Source organism: Pantoea sp. RCC30.1, assembly GCF_058148845.1.
Genome location: NZ_JBXUHX010000008.1, coordinates 117011 through 140261, shown reverse-complemented (window position 1 = coordinate 140261; position 23251 = coordinate 117011). Strand labels below are relative to the sequence as shown.

The following is a 23251-nucleotide window of genomic DNA, read 5'->3' as shown; positions in this document are numbered from 1 at the left end:
GCTGCCATACTCTCGCCATAATGTTGGTGGATACTGGATCTTCAGTCCTGCAACCGCTAAATGGAGTGAGAATGGGTCAGGTAAAGCTTTATATTGAAAAAGAATTAAGCTGGTTATCCTTTAATGAACGGGTTTTGCAGGAAGCAGCAGACAAAAGCAATCCACTGATTGAGCGGATGCGCTTTCTGGGTATCTATTCCAACAATCTCGACGAATTCTATAAAGTGCGTTTTGCCGACCTCAAACGCCGCATTCTGATTGGTGAAGAACAGGGTTCCGCCAGTACGCCACGCCATCTTTTTAAGAAAATTCAGCAGCGCGTGATGAAGTCCGATCAGGAGTTTGATGCGCTTTATAATGATCTGCTGCTGGAGATGGCACGCAATCAGATCTTCCTGATCAACGAACGTCAGCTCTCATCCAATCAGCAGGCGTGGCTGCGCCACTACTTCAAGCATGAGCTGCGTCAGCATATCTCGCCGATCCTGATCACCCAGGAAACGGATCTGACCGAATTCCTCAAAGATGACTACACCTATCTGGCGGTAGAGATAATTCGCGGTGACAATGTTCAATATGCGCTGCTGGAAATTCCGTCCGACAAAGTACCGCGTTTCATCAACTTACCGGCAGAGCCACCGCGCCGCCGTAAGCCGATGATCCTGCTGGATAACATTCTGCGTTACTGCCTGGATGACATTTTTAAAGGCTTCTACGACTACGACGCGCTCAACGCCTATTCAATGAAAATGACGCGTGACGCCGAGTACGACCTGGTCACGGAGATGGAGTCGAGTCTGCTGGAGCTGATGTCCTCCAGCCTGAAGCAGCGACTGACGGCGGAACCGGTGCGTTTTGTCTACCAGCGCGATATGCCCGACACGATGGTGTCGCTGCTGTGCCACAAGCTTTCCATCTCTAACCTGGACTCCATCCTGCCCGGCGGCCGCTACCACAACTTCAAAGACTTTATCGGCTTCCCGAACGTCGGCAAAAACAACCTGGTGAACCGTCCGCTGCCGCAGATTCGCCACATCGGCTTTGATGGCTTCCGCAACGGCTTTGATGCGATTCGCAATCGTGACGTGCTGCTCTATTACCCGTACCACACCTTTGAGCATGTGCTGGAGCTGCTGCGTCAGGCGTCGTTCGACCCCAGCGTACTGGCGATAAAAATCAACATCTACCGCGTCGCGAAACACTCCCGCATCATGGATGCGATGATCCATGCCGCTTATAACGGTAAAAAAGTTACGGTGGTGGTGGAGTTGCAGGCGCGCTTTGATGAAGAAGCCAACATCTATTGGGCGAAACGCCTTACCGAAGCGGGCGTGCATGTGATTTTCTCTGCACCTGGCCTGAAGATCCACGCCAAGCTGTTCCTGATCTCACGCCGCGAAGGCGAAGAGATTGTGCGCTACGCGCATATCGGTACCGGCAACTTTAACGAGAAAACCGCGCGCCTCTATACCGACTACTCGTTGCTGACCGCCGATGCGCGCATCACCAATGAAGTGCGCCGGGTATTCAACTTTATTGAGAATCCTTACCGGCCTGTGACGTTCGATCATCTGATGGTCTCGCCGCAGAACTCGCGCCGGATGCTGTATGAACTGATCGACACCGAAATCGCCAACGCCCAGCAAAATAAGCCCTGCGGCATTACTCTGAAAATCAACAATCTGGTGGACAAAGGTCTGGTTGATCGGCTTTATACAGCCTCCAGCGTAGGGGTGAAGGTCAATCTTCTGGTGCGCGGAATGTGTTCATTAATCCCTGACTTGCCCGGGATCAGTGAAAATATCCGTGTCATCAGTATTGTTGACCGTTATCTGGAACACGATCGCGTCTATATTTTTGAGAATGGCGGCGAGAAGAAGGTGTTCCTCTCCTCCGCTGACTGGATGACACGTAATATTGATTACCGCATCGAAGTGGCAGTGGCGATCCTCGATCCCCACATCCGGCAGCGCATACTCGACATTATTGCTATTCAGTTGAGTGATACGGTGAAAGCCCGCATCGTCGATAAAGAGTTGAGTAACCATTACGTCCAGCGTGGCAATCGCCGTAAAGTGCGCTCACAGCTGGCCATCTATGATTACATCAAGAAACTGGAACAACCTGAATAAATCCTATGCCAATTTCTCATAAAAGTACGCCAAAACCCCAGGAGTTTGCGGCAATTGACCTGGGCTCGAACAGTTTCCATATGGTGATTGCGCGGGTTGTCGATGGTGCGATGCAGGTACTGGGCCGCCTTAAGCAGCGCGTCCATCTGGCTGACGGGCTGGATGCTCAACACAACCTCAGTGAAGAGGCGATGGAGCGGGGTTTAGCCTGCCTGACCCTGTTTGCCGAGCGTCTGCAGGGCTTCAGCCCTGCCAACGTGACGATTGTCGGCACCCATACGCTGCGCGAGGCGATTAACGCCGAAACCTTCCTGCAGCGCGCTGCCGAAGTGATCCCCTACCCTATCGAGGTGATTTCGGGCCATGAAGAGGCGCGTCTGATCTTTATGGGCGTTGAACACACGCAGCCGGAGAAAGGCCGCAAGCTGGTGATCGACATCGGCGGCGGCTCCACTGAGCTGGTGATTGGCGAGGATTTTGAACCACAACTGGTTGAGAGCCGGCGCATGGGTTGCGTCAGTTTCGCCCAGCTCTATTTCCCGAAAGGCGAAATCAGCCGTGAAAACTTCCGTCGCGCCCGCTTAGCGGCTGCGCAGAAGCTGGAAACGCTGGCGTGGCAATATCGTCTGCATGGCTGGCAATATGCGCTGGGCGCGTCCGGTACCATCAAAGCCGCCTGCGAAGTGCTGCAGGCGATGGATGAGAAAGAGAAGCTGATTACGCCTGAGCGCCTTGAAAAGCTCTATGACGAAGTGATGAAACACAAATCCTTCTCTGCGCTGAGCCTGCCGGGCCTGTCAGAAGAGCGCAAAGGCGTGTTTGTGCCAGGACTGGCGATTCTCTGTGGCGTCTTTGATGCGCTGGCGATTCGCGAGCTGCGTCTTTCCGACGGTGCGCTGCGTGAAGGCGTGCTCTATGAGATGGAGGGCCGTTTCCGCCATCAGGATATTCGCAGCCGGACGGCGCAAAGCCTGGCTAACCATTACGCTATCGACAGCGATCAGGCGCGACGCGTGCTGGAAACCACCGAGCAGCTCTATCTGCAGTGGAGTGAGCAGAACCCGAAACTGGCAAATCCGCAGCTGGCTGCACTGCTGAAATGGGGGGCGATGCTGCATGAAGTGGGCCTGACCATCAATCACAGCGGTCTGCAACGCCATTCAGCCTACATCCTGCAAAATACCAACCTGCCTGGCTTCAATCAGGATCAGCAGATGCTGCTGGCGGCGCTGGTCAGATTCCATCGTAAAGCGGTGAAGCTTGATGAGTTGCCACGCGTTACGCTGTTCAAGAAAAAGCAGTTCGTGCCGCTGATTTTCCTGCTGCGCCTGGGGACTCTGCTGAATAATCAGCGCCAGGCTACCACGCGTCCTGATGCGTTAACCCTGAAATGCGATGATGGCCACTGGACGCTGATTTTCCCGGCGGGCTACTTCGCTCAGAACAACCTGGTTCAGCTCGATCTTGAACGTGAGCAGATTTACTGGAACGACGTCACGGGATGGAAACTGATCCTCGAAGAAGAAGTCTGACAATATGGGCGCCTGGCGCCCGTTTAACTGAATTGATGAATATGACACAACCAACCGCACCACTTTCAGGCGAAAACTATTTTGCCGACACCTATGGTTTAACGCCGCCCCACTCCGAAGTGGTTGCGGCTCTGCCCCAGCTCAACGTCGGCAAGGCGCTTGACCTTGGCTGTGGCGTGGGACGGAATACGCTGTTTCTGAATCAGCATGGTTTCGACGTCACGGCATGGGATCATAATCCGCAAAGCCTGGCGCGCCTGCAGGAGATTATTGCGCAGGAAAAACTCAGCGGGATTCACACCGGGGAGCGCGACCTCAACAACACGCGCTTCAATGGCGGCTTTAACTTTGTGCTGTCAACCGTGGTAATGATGTTCCTGCAACCGCAGACCATTCCGCAGCTGATTGCCGACATGCAGGCCTGTACGGTCAGGGATGGTTTTAACCTGATCGTGGCAGCAATGAACACGGACGATATGCCCTGCCCGGCTGATTTCTCTTTTGCTTTTAAGTCGGGCGAGCTGAGCCATTACTACCGCAACTGGCACATCGTGAAGTACAACGAGCACCCGGGTCAGTTGCATCGCAAAGATGAAAATGGCAACCGCATCACCTGCCGCTTTGCGACGCTGCTGGCGCAAAAAGCGAGTTACTGATTTTTATCTGCTGTTTTTTTCAACAGCGATTGATTTCATCAGGCGACTGTGACTAAATATTGCAGTCGCCCCCGATGGGCTCATTACAGGAACCACCCCGCGTGAACAGCGCTATTTCTCCCCGAAGACGTCAAAAAGCCGGCACCATGACCCGCATTGTGCTGCTGATTAGTTTTATCATTCTCTTTAGTCGCCTGATATTTATCCTGCCTGCTGCCTTTGAGCATCATCAGCAACAGAAAGCTATTCCTGAACCGGTCACCGTTACAACAAGTGATACGCGCTAACGAATAGTGATTTTCGCCTGAAACGCACCTGAAACGTAAATGTTATCCAGATAACTGGACTCTTTTTTGCATCCCTTTTTCAGGCGAAACGCTACACTGCGTGCTGGTGCTTTCAGACTAAGGGATCCAATGTGTCTGCTTCTCAATCTCAACGTTTAAGTGAAATACGTCATCGCATTCTGACGCTGCTGCTCAGCGAGCACGATCTGGTTGATTCGCTGCTGGAGAAATCCGGCGATCACAGTCCTGAACAGCAACGTGAAAATGCGGCCCAGCGTGATGCGCTGGAACATGACATTCTGCAACTGCATGCCGCTGACCTCGCCGATATTCTCGAAGCCCTGCCCGAAGAAGAACGTCAGGCGCTGTGGCGGCTGGTGCCGAACGAGCGGCGCGGCCATGTGCTGGTTGAAGCCTCTGAAACGGTCTGGGCCAGCCTCACCGAAGAGATGAGTGACCGCGATATCCTGCGTGCTATTCAGCCGCTCGATATCGACGACCAGGTCTGGCTGGCGCGTTATCTGCCACGTGACCTGACCGGACGCCTGCTGGCGACCGTAGAGCCAGCCCTGCGCGCCCGCATGCTCGATATGGTGCAGCTCGACCGTGACCGTGTGGGCCGGGTAATGGATTTCAATATCCTGACGGTGCGCGACGATGTCACGCTGGCGACGGTGCAGCGTTTTCTGCGCAAGCGAAAAAGCATGCCGGGCGGAACCGATAAGCTGTTTATCACCAATAAAGACAATCAGCTGCTGGGCGAACTGCTGCTGACGGATATCCTGCTTAATAAACCCAAAACCCTGGTAAGCGACGTCATGAACGCGCGCCCTACCACCTTCCAGCTCAACGATAAGGCCGAAGACGCCGCCAGCGCCTTTGAGCGTTATAACCTCATTTCTGCCGCCGTCACCGACGCGAAGGGCAAACTGATTGGCCGTGTGACCATTGAAGACATCATCGACCTGGTGAATGCAGAAAACGAAAGCAACATTCGTAAAATGGGCGGTATCAGTCAGGAAGAGGATGTCTTCGCGCCAGTGCGTAAATCAGTGCGTAAACGCTGGGCCTGGCTGGCGATTAATCTCTGCACCGCCTTTGTCGCCTCGCGGGTCATTGGGCTGTTTGAGGGAACCATTTCACAAATCGTTGCCCTCGCTACTCTGATGCCCATCGTTGCGGGTATCGGCGGTAATACCGGTAATCAGACCATCACCATGATTGTGCGGGCACTGGCCTTACATCAGGTTGAACCGGGTAACTTCTCGTTTCTTATTGTCCGTGAACTTGGCGTGGCGCTGATCAATGGCCTGTTCTGGGGCGGCATAATGGGCGGCATTACCTGGCTGATGTACGACAATATGGCGCTCGGCGGGGTCATGATGCTGGCCATGGCGCTCAATCTGCTGCTGGCCGCGCTGATGGGTGTACTGGTCCCGCTGGTCATGACCAAAATGAAGCGCGATCCGGCCGTCGGCTCCAGCGTATTGATCACCGCCCTGACCGATACCGGCGGCTTCTTTATCTTCCTGGGACTGGCGACGATCTTCCTGCTGCCGCACTGATCTTCAGGCATGCAGGCCGTAACGTTGTAGCGACCCGTTAAGATTGCGCTGGCGCGTCACCTGTGCCAGCTCACGGGTCGCCGCAGGCAGCGTATAGTTGCCACGCTGGCTCAGCCACTCCAGCACATCCGCTAAGTGCCAGATGGCGGTTTTACCGTCATGCACTGGCAGCGGAAACGGCGGGCGATGGCTGAGCATCAGCTTACGCATATTCTGACGCGTCATGCCGATGATCTCCGCTACATCCGTCAACCCCACAAAATCAGGTGCCGCTTCCACCAGCGCGGCGCCCGGTATTGCGCGCAGCACATCCTGTTCCGCCTGCATCAAAACATCCGTTGCAGAGTCAGACTCCCGGGTAAACTCCAGTGCAATGCGCCCCGGCATACCCAGACCGATCAGTGCATCATCACAGCCTGCTGCTGCCAGCGTTTCCAGCATCTCATCCACCGGCGCATGGTCTTCCGGCAGGCTGAACCGCAGTGTAAAACAATATTCCATATGCCTCTCCTTGTGCTGCATCAGGACTTCAGATAGTGACAGTGATCAACCACGCGCCGCAGCGCACGGGCATGCTGATGCGCGTTTTTAGGTGTGCTCCAGATGCAGGTCAGACAAAACTCCCCACATCGGCACATCAACAGATTTTTCGGGCAGTACATCTTGCCCCAGGCGTGATGGCCTCCTGTGACGACCAGCCAGCCATGGGATTCGGCGTAACGTAACGCCGTCTCGATCTCTTTATTGGGATGCCGCTTCCTTGCCATGTGTGTCCCTATCCTGACGCCGAATTAATGAGTTGTCAATTGACAACCTGATGAATATTTCTTAATGCGGCTCAGCATGCGCAGACTTTTTCTCGCAGTAAAACGGTCAGGGTATAAACTGGAAAACGTTACGCAAAAAATGATCATCGCCAGCAGTAGTCTGGCAGCAGCAACAGCAAACAACGGAGATAATATGTTTAAAGCAGAGGATTTTGTTCAGTCGAAAACCGGCGGACCTAAAATGCAGGTGCTGCGCGTCGAAGGCGACACCCTGTGGTGCGCACGCGTTGATGATGCGGCCAAGAAAGAGATCGAAGTGAAGGCAGAGAGCGTCAATCTCTATCATGAAGAGGGTGACTTTGGCGTGTGCTGAGTCGAAACGGCCCCGCTAGCGGGGCCAGAAGGTCAGGGCTTATCCTTCTGAAGGTTGTCATTGCCCAGGCCACCGATAAACGGCAGACGCAGCCGGAACGGCGTGAAATCGAGACCCATGTTAAGCCCCAGCAGGTTCACTTCAAATCCCTCTTCCGCACCCAGCGTCACACCCGCCACACCCAGAATGGACACCTGCACACCGCGCCCGGATGGCGGCAGCCCGACAGGACGCCACAGCGGCCGGTAATCTTTGCCCAGCGCGTTAGCAGGCAGATCCAGTCTTAAAGCGGGTACTTCGCGGCCAATGTGCGCCAGGAAGGTATTGCTGTTTGGTCCGGGCCAGGCACGGTAGGTTGTCGGCCACGGATAGGATTTAATGGCGGCTTCAATCTGCGGGATCATCGCTTCTGCTTCAGGTCCACGATGTTCCACCAGCAACCGCGGTTTTGCGCCATACCAGTAACCATCAGGCAGGTTGGTATTGCGGCGGACCTTATCGCCACTGCCCCAGCTAATTACTTCATAGCGGGTGAAACGCGTTTCACCCGCGCGTTTGAAGATAATCCACGGATGCACCGCCACCGCCCCTTTCCAGCCGTAAGTCGGCGCGGCATACACCTGCACAATAGCCAGGTTAGATAGCGCACGCGGATCAGGTGCTATCCCGGCCGAATCGCGCCGGGCGGTTGCCCAGCCACCCGGCTGTGCGGTTTCGCTATGACGCGTTGCCTGCGCGATGCTGGCACCCAGCGACAGCAGCAGTACGGCAACAAAAAACAGGCTGAACACTTTGAGTGAGAGCATGACAACATTCCTGAAGACAATAAATGGCAACGTCTGCTGAACAGACGAATTTACAAGGGACGGCTTTGGGATATTGAATGAAAGCGGCGGGTAAAGGCTGGCGACAAGTGTGGCGCGCGTCTCTCTACTGCAGAGCAGAATAGCGCAATTTCCGTCGAAGTGAACAATAAAACGCCAGCGGCGGCCGGAGATGCGCTGAAAGGTTAAAAACGCGGGCAGAATGGCCTCTCCAGCTGACAAAAAAACCGCTATGCGGCGAGCTTAGAAATGAAAGTGAATCCATCAGCTTGATGACGGATTCGCGGTATGTATCCGGGCTCCGGTCTGTTCTGTGTCCGGTCTCTCCTCCCTTAAAAGTGATTAAACATCATCGTTGTTAATAGTGAGTAATCCTTCTCACTGATTAAAATTACAGTAAGGTTTCCATTCGATAATTCTGTGCGCAGCCCCATTCAATATCAAAGGATGATATGCTTATCAGGCGCAACGCCACCCTTAGCATTAAGGCTGGCGTTGCACTTATTACCTGAATTCACACATTCGTATTTAATTAAATCGTGATTCACTGGCATCCCAACTAAACGTGTTATTTTCAATTAGAAAATCACCCAACTCATGATAATTGAAATGATAAAAATCGGCACTGGCAGAATAACCAGAATAGTCAACGACTGCGAGACCAACAAATGCCCCAGTAAAGAACCCACCATAACTTTGCAGTACATAATCATCTGAAAGAATAGCGGAATCTAATTTGACAGGAATTTCAGTAAAATTGACCCCGTCAAAGCTATATTCATAAGTATACGTCTCCTTTCGAACTTTCGTGCGAAACCAGACGTATTCCGTACCCTCTGGGATCTTAATGGCATCATCTTTCAAACAGGAAGTGTATTTCCCTCTATTATTCTCACTAATTTCGATAACTGCTCCATTAATTTCATTCCAGGTAATGAAAACAAAACTCCAATGGCGATCGTTATAATAATTCGTTAACCCTGCCATTTGTTGGTAACTAAATGGCTCAAATTTAACTTTAACTTGGGCGTCAAAATAAAAGGCTTGCCAGCGTCGGGCAATCAGCGAAAGATCATGAGTATTCGCTAGCGATCCCTGGCCTGTTAAGGTTAACTTTCCATCGCCCGTTGTTCCCATTTTTTCGGTGAACGGGACCCGGAGCGTATTCCAGTTGAGATCAAGTGTCGCCGTTATAAACTCATCGTACTGGCTATGATCTTTTGCGCTTTCGGTATAAATCGCATCCACTGACGATTCGACAAACGTTCGGCCACCGTGACCTCCTGCAATACGTGGCCAGCCATCTTTATCCCAATACACTTTCTGTATAGACGTTTCTCTCCCCAGGGTAGACCAACCACGAGGGTCGTAAGCGGACTCACCGGCACGATTCCACGGACGCGCGCAAAGCGAAGCGTAATACCATTCCCCTTTGGGGGTTGAGACCAACGAGCCATGCCCCTGTTTTTGAATATAGCTGTCTGGCGTATCCATATTGGTTAAGAACACGTCCCCAGGTTGTGTTTCGAAGCTGTTGGCATCTAATGTTTTTGAACGCGCCACAACTTCCTGGTGGGTAAAAACGGTCCCGCCTTGAGCAGCAAAAAGATAATAATATCCGTTCAGTTTGTAGAGGTGTGGCCCCTCAACCAGGGCAACGACAGTACCGCGATAAATCGTTCGGGCAGTTTCTGGTTTTAATTTTAGTGTCTGCGTATCAAGCTCAGTTAACGTGATGCCATTAAAAGGATGATGATACTCACGATGATCCCAGGTTTGTTGAATGACATATTTACGACCATCGTCATCATGAAAAAGTGAAGCGTCAAAACCGACACCATTAAGTTTAATGGGATCTGTCCATGGACCACGTATATCAGTGGCTGTAGTCAGATAATTCGTCATATCTTTAAAGGCGCCTTCGGTGATTTTCACATCCGTATAAACTAACCAGAACTTATCATCAGCATAAGACAGTGCTGGTGCCCAAATCCCCCCAGACGCAGGATTTCCTTTCATATCTAAAAGCGCAGTTGTTGATAAGGGACTTGGGAGAAGATTCCAGTGCTTCAGATCTTTAGACTCATGTAAACGAACACCCGGGAACCACTCAAATGTAGAGTTCGCAATATAGTAGGTATCTTCTACACGGATAATGCTCGGATCGGCATTAAATCCAGGTAAGATAGGATTTTGAATCATAGACATAATAATCATACCTTTTAATTTTTAAGCTGTTTTTTTAGTTTCATCATTAATTCTTCAAACTACACACGTACCCCATCAAGCTGACGATTGATATCTGTGACATGTTTGTCTGAAATGGGATAGACCTGAATGACGATCATCGCCATGGCGGCTAACATTATTGGAACCCAAATTGCAGTAATAATTATTCCGTCGATTGCATTTGCACTTTGCTGAACCCCTTTTTCGTTAAAGCCATATGCGGCCAGTAACCAAAGTGGAATCGCGCCACCAATGGTAAAACCAACTTTGAAAAAGAGTCCCATAATGGCATTAATAATGGCGGTATTTCGTTTTCCGCTTTTTAATTCGCCATAAGCGACCACTTCAGGGACAAGTGCCCACATGAATCCGGTCGCCGAACTTAAGCCCCACTGTTTGATGAATGTTGAGATATAAGCCAGCCAAAGTGCATCATGCATTCCTTCGCGTGACCAAATATACGTCAATAGTTCACCGATAATAAACATGCCGAGGAACAGATGGAAGAAGCCTTTTTTGCCAAAAATTTTCTTCAGTCTGGGCCAGAAAATAGGGAAAACGATACCAGGAATTGAGGCGACCAGGCCGATAGCGCCCATCCACTCTGAGTGGTCAACAACGTACTGATTGAAAAAGCCATTCACGGTATTCATGAAAAACATGAAGGTAAAGGCCAGCATGAAAAACAATCCGAGAATGACAAGCGGTCGGTTGTGTCTGAGTTCATGGAACAGATCTGTCGCTTTTACATTGGCTGTTTGTTCTGGCGTCGCAACCACACGTTCTTTAGTGAATTTATAACAGATGAAAAGTGCAACCGCGCCGATTAGCATATAGATTGAGTAAACACCAAACCATGCGTAGTTAGCTGAGGGATCGGTATAATTGCCCATATTGAGTTCAAGGCCAAAAAAACCGGTATCTTTCAGGCTTCGATCTTTTGGTGATGCCATTTGTACGAACATCGGGAATAGCGTATAGACAAGAAGATTCGCACTATTAGCCAGCATCATACGTGTGCTGGTCAGTTTATCAATAGATTCAGGATCTCTTGTCAGAGAAGCATTAAGAGAACCATAGGGAATATTCACTACTGAATAAACCAAATCCAGGACTAAATAAATAACAAATGCAAAAGGAACGGAACCCTGGATACCTGGGATGGGAGCAAATAGTAAAGCGGAAAGGATAACAAGTGGACCCCCTGCTCTTAAAAGCCAGGGACGGTATTTTCCGGCAAGAGAGTTTTTTTTATCAACATAAGTTCCCACCATCGGGTCCCATAACACGTTAATAACACGAACAAAAAGGAATATAAATCCGGCTGTTGCTGTACTTATTGTATTTACAGTCAACATGTGAAGCGCCAGAAAACCGCCAATAGTACCGAAAACCAGGTTTTGCGCAAAGTCCCCCATTCCATAACCAATCCGCTCTCCGCGGGTTAATTTATGATATTCATCATACCGGCTTTGCATTATGTTATTACACATTTTAATCATATCTCCGGTTCTTTTGTGTAGGTGGAACACTTTCTGACACAAGTAACCCTGGATAATCTATTATGTTTTTAAATTAATTAATTATGTTTTTTTATTTATGTGATCATCGAAACAAAAGTCATTTAAAGACCCGTATGCGAAGCATAGATTGACCGCGTACGGCAGATATCTTTAGCAAATGAACTACCATACTAAGCAGGCATTTAATTTAGCTGAGTGCCTCTTCTCTGTGATAAAGAAGAATGAATATATAAGCGTAATTTTGCGGGATGGCTCACACTTGAGAAATATCTCAATGCAAGAGTGAAATAACGTAATTGATCAACCGGCTATGAAAATAGAGAATATGTAACAGTCATTTATTTATCACACCTTAAATTAAGGCGTTTTTATGCAAACGCAGGCAACGGCTCCCCTTCTTTCTGTGCCAGGAGAGGCGTCAGCGTTGAACAACGGTTTAAAGTAGCGCTACTCATTGGCGCATCGGAATCGTAGCGCGAAGGAAGGATATTATCAGAGCTGCCGGCAAAGATTTTGAGAGAAATCATAATTTCCATTGCCAGTCTGGAAAAAAACCAAAAATACCAGACAAAAAAAGCCCGCATTTACGCGGGCTTAGAAGTGTTTATTGCTTATACGTGCAGGCTGTTGCCAGACGTTAAATCATTCCCACTCAATGGTCGCCGGTGGCTTGCCGCTGATGTCATACACCACACGGGAGATGCCATCGACTTCATTGATGATGCGGTTAGAGACGCGGCCAAGGAAATCATATGGCAGGTGCGCCCAGTGTGCAGTCATAAAGTCGATGGTTTCCACCGCACGCAGCGAGACAACCCAGTCATATTTACGTCCATCACCCATCACGCCGACCGAGCGGACCGGCAGGAAGACGGTGAACGCCTGGCTGACTTTATTGTAGAGGTCCGCTTTATGCAGCTCTTCAATGAAGATGGCATCGGCACGACGCAGCAGGTCACAATACTCTTTCTTCACTTCACCCAGCACGCGCACGCCCAGACCTGGGCCCGGGAATGGATGGCGGAACAGCATGTCGTATGGCAGGCCCAGCTCCAGACCAATCTTACGCACTTCGTCTTTGAACAGCTCTTTCAGCGGCTCAACCAGGCCCATCTTCATCTCTTTCGGCAGGCCACCCACGTTGTGGTGCGACTTGATGACGTGCGCTTTACCGGTGGCGGACGCCGCCGACTCAATCACGTCAGGATAGATGGTGCCCTGCGCCAGCCACTTAACGTCCTGCAGCTTCAGTGCTTCTTCGTCAAACACTTCGACAAAGACGCGGCCGATGGTTTTACGCTTGGCTTCAGGTTCATCAATACCCGCCAGCGCGTCCAGGAAGCGCATCTCAGCCGGCACATGGATGATGTTGAGGCCGAAGTGGTCGCCAAACATATCCATCACCTGTTCTGCTTCGTTCAGGCGCAGCAGGCCGTTATCCACGAATACGCAGGTCAGACGGTCGCCAATGGCGCGGTGCAGCAGCATCGCCGTCACAGAGGAGTCCACGCCGCCTGACAGGCCAAGGATCACTTTATCGTTACCCACCTGCTCACGCAGGCGCTCAACGGCATCTTCAATGATTTTGGCTGGCGTCCACAGGGCTTCACATTCACAGATGTCGATGATGAAGCGCTCAAGCATCCGCAGACCCTGACGGGTATGGGTCACTTCCGGGTGGAACTGCACGCCGTAGAAACGCTTCTCTTCGTTGGCCATGATAGCGAACGGACAGGTTTCTGTGCTGGCAACAGTCACGAAGTCAGCCGGGATCGCCGTGACTTTGTCGCCGTGGCTCATCCAGACATCCAGCAGCGGTTTACCGGCGGCGCTGATCGCATCTTCGATATCGCGAACCAGCGCGCTTGGCGTGGTGACTTCGACCTGCGCATAACCAAACTCACGCTCGTTTGAGCCAGCAACGGTGCCGCCCAGCTGCATCGCCATGGTCTGCATACCGTAGCAGACGCCCAGCACCGGCACGCCAGCGTTGAAGACATATTCAGGTGCTCGCGGGCTGTTCAGTTCGGTGGTGCTTTCCGGGCCACCGGAAAGGATGATGCCGCTTGGGTTGAACTGGCGAATCTGCTCTTCGGTGACATCCCATGCCCAGAGTTCACAGTAAACACCGAGTTCGCGCACGCGACGTGCAACCAGCTGAGTATATTGTGAGCCGAAATCGAGAATCAGAATGCGATGCTTATGGATATTTTCCGTCGTCATTGAGGGGTTTCCAGAACGGTGACTTGATCAATAAAAGCGCCCGGCTTGAGCCGGGCGGGAAATCGGGATTATGAACCCATGCGATAGTTCGGTGACTCTTTGGTGATGGTCACGTCATGCACGTGGCTCTCATTGATGCCCGCGCCGCTAATGCGGACAAACTCCGCTTTGGTGCGCAGGTCGTCAATGGTCGGGCAACCCGTCAGACCCATGCACGAGCGCAGTCCGCCCATCTGCTGATGAACGATCTCTTTCAGACGGCCTTTATAGGCCACGCGACCTTCGATCCCTTCCGGAACCAGTTTGTCTGCGGCGTTATCGGTCTGGAAGTAACGGTCAGAAGAGCCTTTGGACATTGCGCCCAGTGAGCCCATACCGCGATAGGATTTGAATGAACGGCCCTGATAGAGTTCGATTTCGCCCGGTGACTCTTCGGTCCCCGCCAGCATCGAACCAACCATCACACAGGACGCACCGGCAGCGATCGCTTTAGCGATGTCACCGGAGAAGCGGATACCGCCATCGGCAATCACCGGAATACCGGTGCCTTCCAGCGCGGTCACGGCATCAGAGACGGCAGTGATCTGAGGAACGCCCACACCGGTAACAATACGGGTCGTACAGATAGAGCCAGGACCGATACCGACTTTAACAGCGCTGACGCCTGCCGCGACCAGCGCCAGAGCGCCTGCGCCAGTGGCGACGTTACCGCCGACGATTTCCAGGTCCGGGTATTTAGCACGGGTTTCACGGATACGTGACAGCACGCCTTCAGAGTGGCCGTGCGAAGAGTCAATCAGCAGCACATCAACGCCCGCTGCGACCAGCGCATCGATACGCTCTTCGTTACCGGCACCCGCGCCCACCGCTGCACCGACACGCAGACGACCCTGCGCATCTTTACAGGCGTTAGGTTTACGTTCGGCTTTCTGGAAGTCTTTAACGGTGATCATGCCCAGCAGATGGAAGCTGTCATCCACCACCAGTGCTTTCTCAACGCGCTTTTCGTGCATTTTATGCAGCACGACGTCGCGCGCTTCACCCTCTTTGACTGTCACCAGACGCTCTTTCGGGGTCATGACCGCAGAGACAGGCTGAGACAGGTCGGTTACAAAACGCACGTCACGACCGGTGATGATACCCACCAGTTCATTGTCGCGGTTCACGACCGGGTAGCCTGCAAAGCCGTTGCGCTCGGTCAGCACTTTAACGTCAGCCAGAGGCGTGGTTGGCAGGACGGTCTGTGGTTCAGTGACCACGCCGCTCTCATGTTTCTTCACCTTGCGCACTTCGTCCGCCTGGCGTTCAATCGACATATTTTTATGGATGAAGCCAAGGCCGCCTTCCTGTGCCAGCGCAATCGCCAGACCCGATTCGGTCACGGTGTCCATGGCAGCGGAGAGCATAGGAATGTTTAAACGGATATTTTTGGTCAGCTGAGTGCTGAGATCGGCCGTATTAGGCAGGACGGTGGAGTGTGCAGGGACGAGCAGAACGTCGTCAAAAGTGAGTGCTTCTTTAGCGATTCTTAACATGGCAATACTCCACCTCGGGTGATTGAGAATAGATAAAATATTGCCGCGGCATTATACAGGCCGTAATCGATTGCCTCCAGCATTATTTAATAAAAACTCTTGATCCACACCGGCAGCAATGTAGTATCGATGAATTAACCTGCTGATTTGGAATTTGATCTTCGTCACATGTCGCTGCCACCCATCGCCAATATTTTTACCGTCAGCCGTCTCAATACGACAGTGCGTCAGCTGCTGGAGAAAGAGATGGGCCTAGTCTGGATCAGCGCCGAGATCTCCAACTTTACCCAACCGGCATCCGGTCACTGGTATTTCACGCTGAAAGATGATGGCGCTCAGGTTCGCTGTGCCATGTTCCGCAACAGCAATCGTCGCGTCACCTTCCGACCACAGCATGGTCAGCAGGTGCTGGTTCGCGCCAACATCACGCTCTATGAGCCACGCGGTGACTATCAGCTGATTGCCGAAAGTATGCATCCGGCGGGTGAAGGCTTGCTGCAGCAGCAGTTTGAATTGCTGAAAGCAAAACTGGCGACCGAAGGACTGTTCGATCCGCAGCATAAGCAACCGCTGCCGGAACCGGCGCGTCAGGTCGGGGTCATCACCTCTTCCACCGGCGCGGCGCTGCACGATGTGTTACGCGTGCTGCATCGCCGTGATCCCTCTCTGCCCGTCGTGATCTACCCGACCGTGGTTCAGGGCGTCGATGCGCCAGCGGCGATTGTCCGCGCGATTGAAATCGCTAACCTGCGTAATGAGTGCGACGTATTAATTGTCGGGCGCGGCGGCGGTTCGCTGGAAGACTTGTGGAGCTTTAACGACGAACGCGTGGCGCGCGCTATTTTTGCCAGCCGCATTCCCATCGTCAGCGCCGTCGGGCATGAAACCGACGTCACCATTGCCGACTTCGTGGCCGATTTACGCGCCCCTACCCCTTCCGCCGCAGCGGAAATCGTCAGCCGTAACCAGCTGGAACTGTTGCGTCAGTTGCAGTCACAGCAACAGCGGCTGGAGATGGCGATGGATTACTACCTGGCGCGCCAGCAGCGGCTTTACACCCGCCTTGAACATCGTTTACAGCAGCAGCATCCGCAGCTGCGTCTGGCCCGTCAGCAGACCGCTCTGTTCCGTCTGCAGCAGCGTCTGGGTGAAGCAATGGAAACCCGCCTGCGTCAGGCTGCACGTCAGCAGGATCGCCTGGCGCATCGGCTCAACGTCCAACAGCCGCAGCAGCGCCTGTTCGAGGCGCAAAAGCAGCTGCAAAGCTGGCACTATCGCCTGCAGCAGAGCATGACCAGACAGCTGAACAGCAACAAACAGGACTTTGGTCAGCTGGTGGCGCAGTTGGAAGGCGTCAGTCCGCTGGCGACGCTGGCGCGTGGTTTTAGCGTGACCACTGACACCACTGGACAAGTGGTGAAGAAAACAGCACAGCTCCAGAGCGGCGATCTGCTGCGCACCCGCCTTGATGATGGCTGGGTTGAAAGCCAGGTGACACAGTTGTTGCCTGAGAAAAAGCGTCGCCGCAAAACCCCTTCCTGACGCTGGCTCAACCCTTCTGCTTCTACTTTTCCACTAACTGCTGGCCTCATGAATGAGGTCTAACCAGCCTGACGGGTCTATACTTTTTTGGCACATTCCTGATGCTAAGGAGTTTCAGATGGCTTACTGCGTTATTCCTCCCTATATCCTTCGCAAGATCATCGCACACGGTTCCGGCCACCAGCAGGAGCAGGCACGTCGCACCCTGACACATGTTCAGCACCTCATGGCGGAGCACTGGCAAAAGCCGACCGGCGTTAAAACGGCGGCAGGCGGCCATGTGAATCGTGAAATTTATGATGCGCAAAGTCAGCAGACGCTGCCGGGTAAGCTGATTCGTCAGGAGGGCCAGCCCGGTAATGACGATGTGGCGGCTGAAGAAGCATGGGACTTTCTGGGTGTAACCTATGATTTCTTCTGGCAGGCTTACCAGCGTAACTCGCTCGATAATCAGGGGCTGAAATTACTGGGAACCGTGCACTACGGTGAAAAATACCAGAACGCCTTCTGGAACGGTCAGCAGATGGTATTCGGTGACGGTGACGGCGAAATTTTTAATCGCTTCACTATTGCGATTGACGTTGTGGCGCACGAACTGGCGCATGGCGTCACAGAAAACGAAGCCGGGTTGATCTACTTTGAGCAGGCTGGTGCACTGAATGAGTCACTGTCGGATGTCTTTGGCTCGCTGGTGAAACAGTTCAGTAAAAAACAGCGCGCCGATGAGGCGGACTGGCTCATCGGTGAAGGGCTACTGGCGAAAGGTATTAACGGACGGGGTCTGCGATCGATGTCTGAACCGGGCACCGCCTACGACGATCCGATGCTGGGTAAAGATCCGCAACCGGCACACATGGATCACTATGTGAAGACCCGCGAAGATAACGGCGGGGTCCATATTAACTCCGGCATTCCTAACCGGGCCTTTTATCTGGCGGCCACCGCGCTGGGCGGTCATGCGTGGGAACAGGCAGGGTATGCCTGGTACGACACCGTGTGTGACGACGAACTGCCGCAGGATGCTGACTTTAAGACCTTTGCACGCTTCACCGTTCAGCATGGTAAAAAGCGGTTCAGTGACTCGGTCAGCAGTGCTATTGAACAGGCGTGGAAGGAGGTTGGCGTGCTATGAGTGAACTGCCTGAACTCACCGATGATGCCATTATCATCGTTGCGCGTGAAGGCGGCATGGCCTTTATTCCCGGGCTACGCGCCGAACGTCGCTTTATGCTGGGCGAGTTGCCACCGCCGGAAAAACAGCGCGTCTGCCATGCGCTGGAGCAGGCGATGCCGCTGGGCGAACCCGAGGAGAAGGCCGCGCAGGTGGGCAGTGGCGACCAGCGTTATTTCCGCATCCAGATTCAGTATGCTACCCGCCGCGAGGTAGGCACCATTGTGCTGCTGATTCCGGAACAGGTAGCACCGCCAGAGTTGCAGGCGCTATGGCGCGACGGTAAATAAGCAAAAAAAGGGCCGACAATGTCGGCCCTTTTCATTCAATGTTGTTACTTGCTGTCTGGCAGCGCGTAAGCAATCACGTAGTCACCACGGTCTGGTGACTGTCGTGCGCCACCAGCCGAGATCAGGATGTACTGCTTTCCATCCTTCGGTGAGACGTAACTCATCGGGCCACCCTGACTGCCCACCGGCAGACGTGCTTTCCACACCTCTTTACCGGTTGAAGAATCAAATGCGCGCAGGTAGTAATCCTGTGTACCCGCGATGAACACCAGACCGCCCTGCGTGGCCAGCGTACCGCCCAGCGTTGGCATGCCAACCGGCATTTTCACGCGCATCTTGATGCCGAACGGACCGGTATCCTGCACAGTACCAACCGGCACCTGCCAGACGATTTTCTGCGTTTTCATGTCAATCGCCGACAGCGTACCAAATGGCGGTTTCTGACAAGGGATACCCAGCGGTGACATAAAGCGGTTTTTATTGACTGCATATGGCGTGCCTTTCAGCGGAACGGCACCCATACCGGTGTTGATCGCTTCGCCGCCATTGCTGCCGCGCGCAATATTGCTGGTATCAGCCGGGATCATCTGAACCCACAGACCCAGACGCATATCATTGACGAACAGCAGGTGGTTGTTCGGATCGGTCGACATGCTGCCCCAGTTCATACCGCCCAGCGAACCCGGGAAGCTCAGAGACTTGTCGGTGTCCGGCACGGTGAACAGGCCATCATAGCGCATGGATTTGAAGCCAATGCGGCAGGCTAGCTGATCAAACGGCGTGGCACCCCACATGTCGGACTCTTTCAGTGTCTGGTTGCCAATCTGCGGCATGCCGGTCGAGTGAGGCTGCGTTTTGGTGTACTGCTCGTTCGGGATATGACCCTGTGGCATCGGCAGTTCTTCGACTTTGGTCAGCGGCTTTCCGGTCATACGGTCAAGCACGAAGATCATGCCAGTTTTGCCGCCAATCACGACCGCTGGCGTGGTGCTGCCATCTTTTTGCGGGAAGTCGATCAGGCTTGGCTGCATCGGCAGGTCAAAGTCCCACAGGTCGTTATGCACGGTCTGATAGACCCACTTCTCTTTACCTGTAGTCGCATCCAGTGCCAGCACTGAGGCGCCATATTTGTGATCCAGTTCGGTACGGTTCGCACCCCACAGGTCAACTGACGAACTGCCCATCGGAATGAACACGGTGTTCATTGACGGGTCGTAAGACATCGGTGCCCAGGAGTTCGGCGTACTGCGGGTATAATCTTTACCCGGCATCAGAATCGCATTCGGGTCAACATTGCCTGGGTCAAACGCCCAGCGCATCTTACCGGTGATAACGTCAAAGCCACGCAACACCCCACCAGGCATATCCGTCTGCACGTTATCCGCGACACGCCCCCCCACCACCACGGTGGTGCCGGCAAGCGTTGGCGCGGAAGTCAGCTGATATTGTGGATCCGGTGCCTGACCCATGCCCGCTTTAAGATCAACGATGCCGTGATCGCCAAAGTCTTCACAGAACTCGCCGTTGTCAGCGTTGATTGCAATCAGACGTGCGTCGATGGTGTTCATCAGAATACGACGCTGACAGCTATCACCGGCTGGCAGCACAGCCGCCGTCACCGGCACAGAACCCGGCTTATCCGGCTGTTGCAGCGGTTTGGTTGCGTCGAAGTAAGCCAGACCACGGCAGCGCGGCCAGACTTCGGCCTTGGCGTTGATTTCACGTTTCCAGAGCTGCTTACCGCTGTTAGCTTCAACGGCAATGACATTGTTGTGCGGCGTACAGAGGTAAAGCGTGTTGCCAATCTGCAACGGCGTCTGCTGATCTTCTGCGCCGTTACCGGTCGGGCTGACAGGCGTATCACCGGTGCGGAAGGTCCAGGCGACCTGAAGATCTTTCACGTTGTCGCGGGTGATCTGATCCAGCGCCACAAAACGACTGCCCTGCGGAGTGTTACCGTAGTTATCCCAGTCTTTCTGCTGTTTCGCTTTATCAACCGGGATCAATGGCAACTCTTCGCCAGTCGCTGCAACAGTCGGATGAGGCTGGAACATCTGCACCAGCGTCACCACCATCCCTGCCGCCAGCAGCGCAGAGAAGACGTATGAAGGTTTTGCCGGTGAGTGCTTACCTTCATGCTTACGCAGTGAAGGCCAGATAAGGAAGGCCAGCAGCGTCAGTCCGGCTGGCACCATCAGGCGCGATACCAGTGGCCAGAACTCCAGACCCGCGTCAAACAGCGACCAGATTAGGGTGCCGATAAAGACCAGCAGGAACAGAACCACTGCCGATGATTTGCGACGGAAGAACTGAATTGCGGAGAGGACAGTAACGATACCCGCAATTAAAAAGTACCAACTGCCGCCCAAGGCTACCAGTTTACCGCCGCCAATTGCAAAAAACAGACCGGTGGCAAGCAGCACCAGTCCGAGCAGCACGGATGCTATTCCCAGCCCCTTTCCGGAACGGGAGGATGTTTCAGCCATAACACTTACTCTCCTGAATAAACAGAGCGCCCGGACAGGTGCCATCGGGACTCCGGCGCGATAAAAGGTGCGCGCAGAGCATCGCTCGGTTTCAAATCGAATATAAACAAACCCGCGTCCGTGAGAATCTGTAGGCCGGAAGAGCATGGATGTGGCTGCCCCCTCCCACGACGCGGCAGGATTGTACCACCTGGTACGTTACAGAGTGAACATATCCAACCGGTTTGTTACGGCGCAATAGCATTTTTGCTACAAAAAGAGCCAGGCGTCGCTATGGATTCTCAGACAGATTAAGCGTAGCTGAAAGCGCCGTCAGTGATCTGGCGGCTGGAAAAGGACGCGCTTGCGAGAGATCAGGCCGTGTCCGTTCCGGCAAAAATAGTCCACTGCACCGCAGGCTTTTAGCACCTCAAGCGGCTGGTGACACTCGGGGCAGCAGTGTTGCGCGGGGTAATGCGCACCACAGGCACTGCAGATAAATTCACCGTCGCTGAGCGACAGCGGTTGCTGACATTTTTCACACATCACACGCATGATTCTCTCCCTGCCCTGATGAATTCAGAGCAAAAAAAGAGGGCCAGATGGCCCTCATTTTCTTAACGCTTATTCTTTTTCATATGCGCCAGCAGACGCTTACGTTTACGCTGCTGCGTTGGCGTCAGCAGGTTACGTTTGCCTTCATAAGGGTTATCACCCTCTTTGAACTGAATGCGGATTGGCGTTCCCATCACGTTGAGTGATTTACGGAAATAGTTCATCAGGTAGCGTTTGTAAGAATCGGGCAGATCCTTAACCTGATTACCGTGGATCACCACGATCGGTGGGTTATAACCACCGGCATGCGCGTATTTAAGTTTAACGCGACGACTGCGCACCAGCGGTGGCTGGTGATCGTCTGCGGCCATGTTCATGATGCGGGTCAGCAGCGAAGTGTTTACGCGCTTCGTCGAACAGTCATAGGCTTCAGTGATTGATTCAAACAGGTTACCGACGCCGCTGCCGTGCAGCGCAGAGATAAAGTGGATGCGGGCGAAATCGATAAAGCCCAGACGGTAGTCCAGTGTCTCTTTCACTTCATCACGCACTTCCTGCGACAGGCCATCCCACTTGTTAACCACAATCACCAGCGAACGACCACTGTTGAGAATGAAGCCAAGCAGCGAGAGATCCTGATCGGAAATACCGGCGTGAGCATCAATCACCAGCATCACCACGTTGGCATCTTCAATCGCCTGCAGTGTCTTGATCACCGAGAATTTCTCAACGGTGTCAGAGATTTTGGCACGCTTACGCACACCGGCGGTGTCGATCAGAACGTATTCACGTCCATCACGCTCCATCGGAATATAGATGCTGTCGCGGGTGGTACCCGGCATATCGTAGACCACCACGCGGTCTTCACCGAGAATGCGGTTGGTAAGCGTTGACTTACCTACGTTAGGACGGCCGACGATCGCCAGTTTGATTGGCAAGCCTGTCGGGTCGAAGTTTTCTTCTTCCTCTGCGGCTTCCTGCTCAGCAATCTCGTCAGCTTCAAGCGCAGCCCAGTAAGCCTGGTTCTCTTCTTCTTCAGTGAGCTCGACCGCCTCAACTTTGTCCATCCACGGCAGCAGTGCCTCTTCTATCAGGCTGCTCACGCCACGGCCATGCGATGCCGCAATGGCGTGGATCTCGCCCAGACCCAGTGAATAGAAGTCGACAACCGCCTGATCCGGATCCATCCCGTCAGTTTTGTTAGCCACCAGGAAGGTCGCTTTCTGACGGGAACGGAGATGCTTAGCGATTTGCAGATCGGCGGCCATCAGGCCTGCACGTGCATCGACCATAAACAGCACAACATCGGCTTCTTCAATCGCCAGCAGTGACTGCTCGGCCATCCGCGTTTCGACACCCTCTTCGGAGCCGTCGATACCACCGGTATCAATAACAATAAATTCGCGCCCTTCCACTTCGGCGCGACCATATTTGCGATCGCGAGTCAGTCCAGGAAAATCCGCTACCAGCGCATCACGTGTGCGTGTTAAACGGTTGAATAGCGTAGATTTTCCCACATTGGGACGCCCAACCAGCGCGACCACAGGTACCATAACAAAATGCCTCAATAAATAATTAATCG

General features: G+C 53.1%; 19 protein-coding genes and 1 pseudogene. 9 read left to right on the top strand and 11 right to left on the bottom strand.

Going from position 1 to position 23251, the window contains the following annotated elements; all coding sequences use genetic code 11:
* Positions 1-71: 71 nt before the first annotated feature.
* From ppk1 to mgtE, 5 genes are all read left to right on the top strand, one after another.
* A complete protein-coding gene (gene ppk1 / locus AC2LB6_RS09765) occupies positions 72-2132 on the top strand; it encodes a polyphosphate kinase 1 (protein WP_490093340.1) in 2061 nt (686 codons plus the stop codon).
* A gap of 5 nt (positions 2133-2137) precedes the next feature.
* Positions 2138-3664: an exopolyphosphatase gene (gene ppx, locus AC2LB6_RS09760; protein WP_490093339.1), complete on the top strand. Its 1527-nt coding sequence runs from the start codon at positions 2138-2140 to the stop codon at positions 3662-3664.
* Between the two features lie 41 nt (positions 3665-3705).
* Positions 3706-4320 carry a tellurite resistance methyltransferase TehB gene (tehB, locus tag AC2LB6_RS09755; protein ID WP_490093338.1) on the top strand — a complete coding sequence of 205 codons (615 nt, stop codon included), beginning with the start codon at positions 3706-3708 and terminating at the stop codon, positions 4318-4320.
* A gap of 101 nt (positions 4321-4421) precedes the next feature.
* A complete protein-coding gene (locus AC2LB6_RS09750) occupies positions 4422-4607 on the top strand; it encodes a YfgG family protein (RefSeq protein ID WP_490093337.1) in 186 nt (61 codons plus the stop codon).
* A gap of 131 nt (positions 4608-4738) precedes the next feature.
* Positions 4739-6172 (top strand): magnesium transporter, encoded by a 1434-nt coding sequence (gene mgtE, locus AC2LB6_RS09745; RefSeq protein WP_490093336.1) that lies wholly within the window; start codon positions 4739-4741, stop codon positions 6170-6172.
* 3 nt (positions 6173-6175) lie between these two features.
* Here mgtE and AC2LB6_RS09740 read toward each other — a convergent pair whose 3' ends face one another.
* Entirely contained in the window at positions 6176-6673 is a 498-nt protein-coding gene (locus tag AC2LB6_RS09740) for a helix-turn-helix transcriptional regulator (protein ID WP_090958719.1), read from the bottom strand.
* A 20-nt stretch (positions 6674-6693) separates the two neighbouring features.
* Entirely contained in the window at positions 6694-6939 is a 246-nt protein-coding gene (locus tag AC2LB6_RS09735; protein WP_490093335.1) for a hypothetical protein, read from the bottom strand.
* 193 nt (positions 6940-7132) lie between these two features.
* On the opposite strand from AC2LB6_RS09735, the gene AC2LB6_RS09730 reads away from it, so the two are divergent.
* Positions 7133-7312, top strand: a complete 180-nt coding sequence (locus tag AC2LB6_RS09730) for a hypothetical protein (protein WP_022624131.1) — start codon at positions 7133-7135, stop codon at positions 7310-7312.
* Positions 7313-7344: 32 nt separating this feature from the next.
* On the opposite strand, the gene AC2LB6_RS09725 is transcribed toward AC2LB6_RS09730, so the two are convergent.
* The 6 genes and pseudogenes from AC2LB6_RS09725 to guaB form a co-directional block, all read right to left on the bottom strand.
* Positions 7345-8118, bottom strand: a complete 774-nt coding sequence (locus AC2LB6_RS09725; RefSeq protein WP_490093334.1) for a DUF3750 domain-containing protein — start codon at positions 8116-8118, stop codon at positions 7345-7347.
* Between the two features lie 546 nt (positions 8119-8664).
* Positions 8665-10344 (bottom strand): glycoside hydrolase family 43 protein, encoded by a 1680-nt coding sequence (locus AC2LB6_RS09720; RefSeq protein ID WP_490093333.1) that lies wholly within the window; start codon positions 10342-10344, stop codon positions 8665-8667.
* 59 nt (positions 10345-10403) lie between these two features.
* Entirely contained in the window at positions 10404-11843 is a 1440-nt protein-coding gene (locus AC2LB6_RS09715) for an MFS transporter (RefSeq protein WP_490093372.1), read from the bottom strand.
* A gap of 419 nt (positions 11844-12262) precedes the next feature.
* Positions 12263-12442: pseudogene (locus AC2LB6_RS09710) on the bottom strand (tyrosine-type recombinase/integrase); the annotation flags it as partial.
* An 88-nt stretch (positions 12443-12530) separates the two neighbouring features.
* Complete coding sequence (gene guaA / locus AC2LB6_RS09705; RefSeq protein ID WP_090958702.1) at positions 12531-14111, bottom strand: glutamine-hydrolyzing GMP synthase; 1581 nt, start codon at positions 14109-14111, stop codon at positions 12531-12533.
* A gap of 68 nt (positions 14112-14179) precedes the next feature.
* Positions 14180-15646, bottom strand: a complete 1467-nt coding sequence (guaB, locus tag AC2LB6_RS09700) for an IMP dehydrogenase (RefSeq protein WP_003848714.1) — start codon at positions 15644-15646, stop codon at positions 14180-14182.
* 168 nt (positions 15647-15814) lie between these two features.
* Between guaB and xseA the strand changes: the two genes are divergently transcribed.
* The 3 genes from xseA (at position 15815) to AC2LB6_RS09685 (ending at position 18649) form a co-directional block, all read left to right on the top strand.
* Entirely contained in the window at positions 15815-17188 is a 1374-nt protein-coding gene (xseA, locus tag AC2LB6_RS09695) for an exodeoxyribonuclease VII large subunit (RefSeq protein WP_490093371.1), read from the top strand.
* Between the two features lie 118 nt (positions 17189-17306).
* Positions 17307-18320, top strand: a complete 1014-nt coding sequence (locus tag AC2LB6_RS09690) for a M4 family metallopeptidase (RefSeq protein ID WP_490093332.1) — start codon at positions 17307-17309, stop codon at positions 18318-18320.
* Entirely contained in the window at positions 18317-18649 is a 333-nt protein-coding gene (locus AC2LB6_RS09685) for a protealysin inhibitor emfourin (RefSeq protein ID WP_490093331.1), read from the top strand. The genes AC2LB6_RS09690 and AC2LB6_RS09685 overlap by 4 nt, the downstream gene beginning before the upstream one ends.
* A 44-nt stretch (positions 18650-18693) precedes the next feature.
* Here the strand turns inward: AC2LB6_RS09685 and AC2LB6_RS09680 are convergent, their stop codons facing one another.
* From AC2LB6_RS09680 to der, 3 genes are all read right to left on the bottom strand, one after another.
* Positions 18694-21135: a glucose/quinate/shikimate family membrane-bound PQQ-dependent dehydrogenase gene (locus AC2LB6_RS09680; protein ID WP_490093330.1), complete on the bottom strand. Its 2442-nt coding sequence runs from the start codon at positions 21133-21135 to the stop codon at positions 18694-18696.
* A gap of 312 nt (positions 21136-21447) precedes the next feature.
* Positions 21448-21669: a zinc ribbon domain-containing protein gene (locus tag AC2LB6_RS09675; RefSeq protein ID WP_490093329.1), complete on the bottom strand. Its 222-nt coding sequence runs from the start codon at positions 21667-21669 to the stop codon at positions 21448-21450.
* Positions 21670-21731: 62 nt separating this feature from the next.
* On the bottom strand, positions 21732-23222 hold the full coding sequence (gene der, locus AC2LB6_RS09670; protein WP_090958680.1) for a ribosome biogenesis GTPase Der: 1491 nt from the start codon (positions 23220-23222) through the stop codon (positions 21732-21734).
* Positions 23223-23251 lie beyond the last annotated feature (29 nt).

Excerpts from the sequence above, each read along its gene's own strand:
- ppk1 (WP_490093340.1), top strand. The coding sequence starts at position 72 with ATGGGTCAGGTAAAGCTTTATATTGAAAAAGAATTAAGCTGGTTATCC.
- ppx (WP_490093339.1), top strand. The coding sequence starts at position 2,138 with ATGCCAATTTCTCATAAAAGTACGCCAAAACCCCAGGAGTTTGCGGCA.
- tehB (WP_490093338.1), top strand. The coding sequence starts at position 3,706 with ATGACACAACCAACCGCACCACTTTCAGGCGAAAACTATTTTGCCGAC.
- AC2LB6_RS09740 (WP_090958719.1), bottom strand. The coding sequence starts at position 6,673 with ATGGAATATTGTTTTACACTGCGGTTCAGCCTGCCGGAAGACCATGCG.
- AC2LB6_RS09735 (WP_490093335.1), bottom strand. The coding sequence starts at position 6,939 with ATGGCAAGGAAGCGGCATCCCAATAAAGAGATCGAGACGGCGTTACGT.
- AC2LB6_RS09730 (WP_022624131.1), top strand. The coding sequence starts at position 7,133 with ATGTTTAAAGCAGAGGATTTTGTTCAGTCGAAAACCGGCGGACCTAAA.
- AC2LB6_RS09725 (WP_490093334.1), bottom strand. The coding sequence starts at position 8,118 with ATGCTCTCACTCAAAGTGTTCAGCCTGTTTTTTGTTGCCGTACTGCTG.
- AC2LB6_RS09720 (WP_490093333.1), bottom strand. The coding sequence starts at position 10,344 with ATGTCTATGATTCAAAATCCTATCTTACCTGGATTTAATGCCGATCCG.
- AC2LB6_RS09715 (WP_490093372.1), bottom strand. The coding sequence starts at position 11,843 with ATGCAAAGCCGGTATGATGAATATCATAAATTAACCCGCGGAGAGCGG.
- guaA (WP_090958702.1), bottom strand. The coding sequence starts at position 14,111 with ATGACGACGGAAAATATCCATAAGCATCGCATTCTGATTCTCGATTTC.
- guaB (WP_003848714.1), bottom strand. The coding sequence starts at position 15,646 with ATGTTAAGAATCGCTAAAGAAGCACTCACTTTTGACGACGTTCTGCTC.
- xseA (WP_490093371.1), top strand. The coding sequence starts at position 15,815 with ATGTCGCTGCCACCCATCGCCAATATTTTTACCGTCAGCCGTCTCAAT.
- AC2LB6_RS09690 (WP_490093332.1), top strand. The coding sequence starts at position 17,307 with ATGGCTTACTGCGTTATTCCTCCCTATATCCTTCGCAAGATCATCGCA.
- AC2LB6_RS09685 (WP_490093331.1), top strand. The coding sequence starts at position 18,317 with ATGAGTGAACTGCCTGAACTCACCGATGATGCCATTATCATCGTTGCG.
- AC2LB6_RS09680 (WP_490093330.1), bottom strand. The coding sequence starts at position 21,135 with ATGGCTGAAACATCCTCCCGTTCCGGAAAGGGGCTGGGAATAGCATCC.
- AC2LB6_RS09675 (WP_490093329.1), bottom strand. The coding sequence starts at position 21,669 with ATGCGTGTGATGTGTGAAAAATGTCAGCAACCGCTGTCGCTCAGCGAC.
- der (WP_090958680.1), bottom strand. The coding sequence starts at position 23,222 with ATGGTACCTGTGGTCGCGCTGGTTGGGCGTCCCAATGTGGGAAAATCT.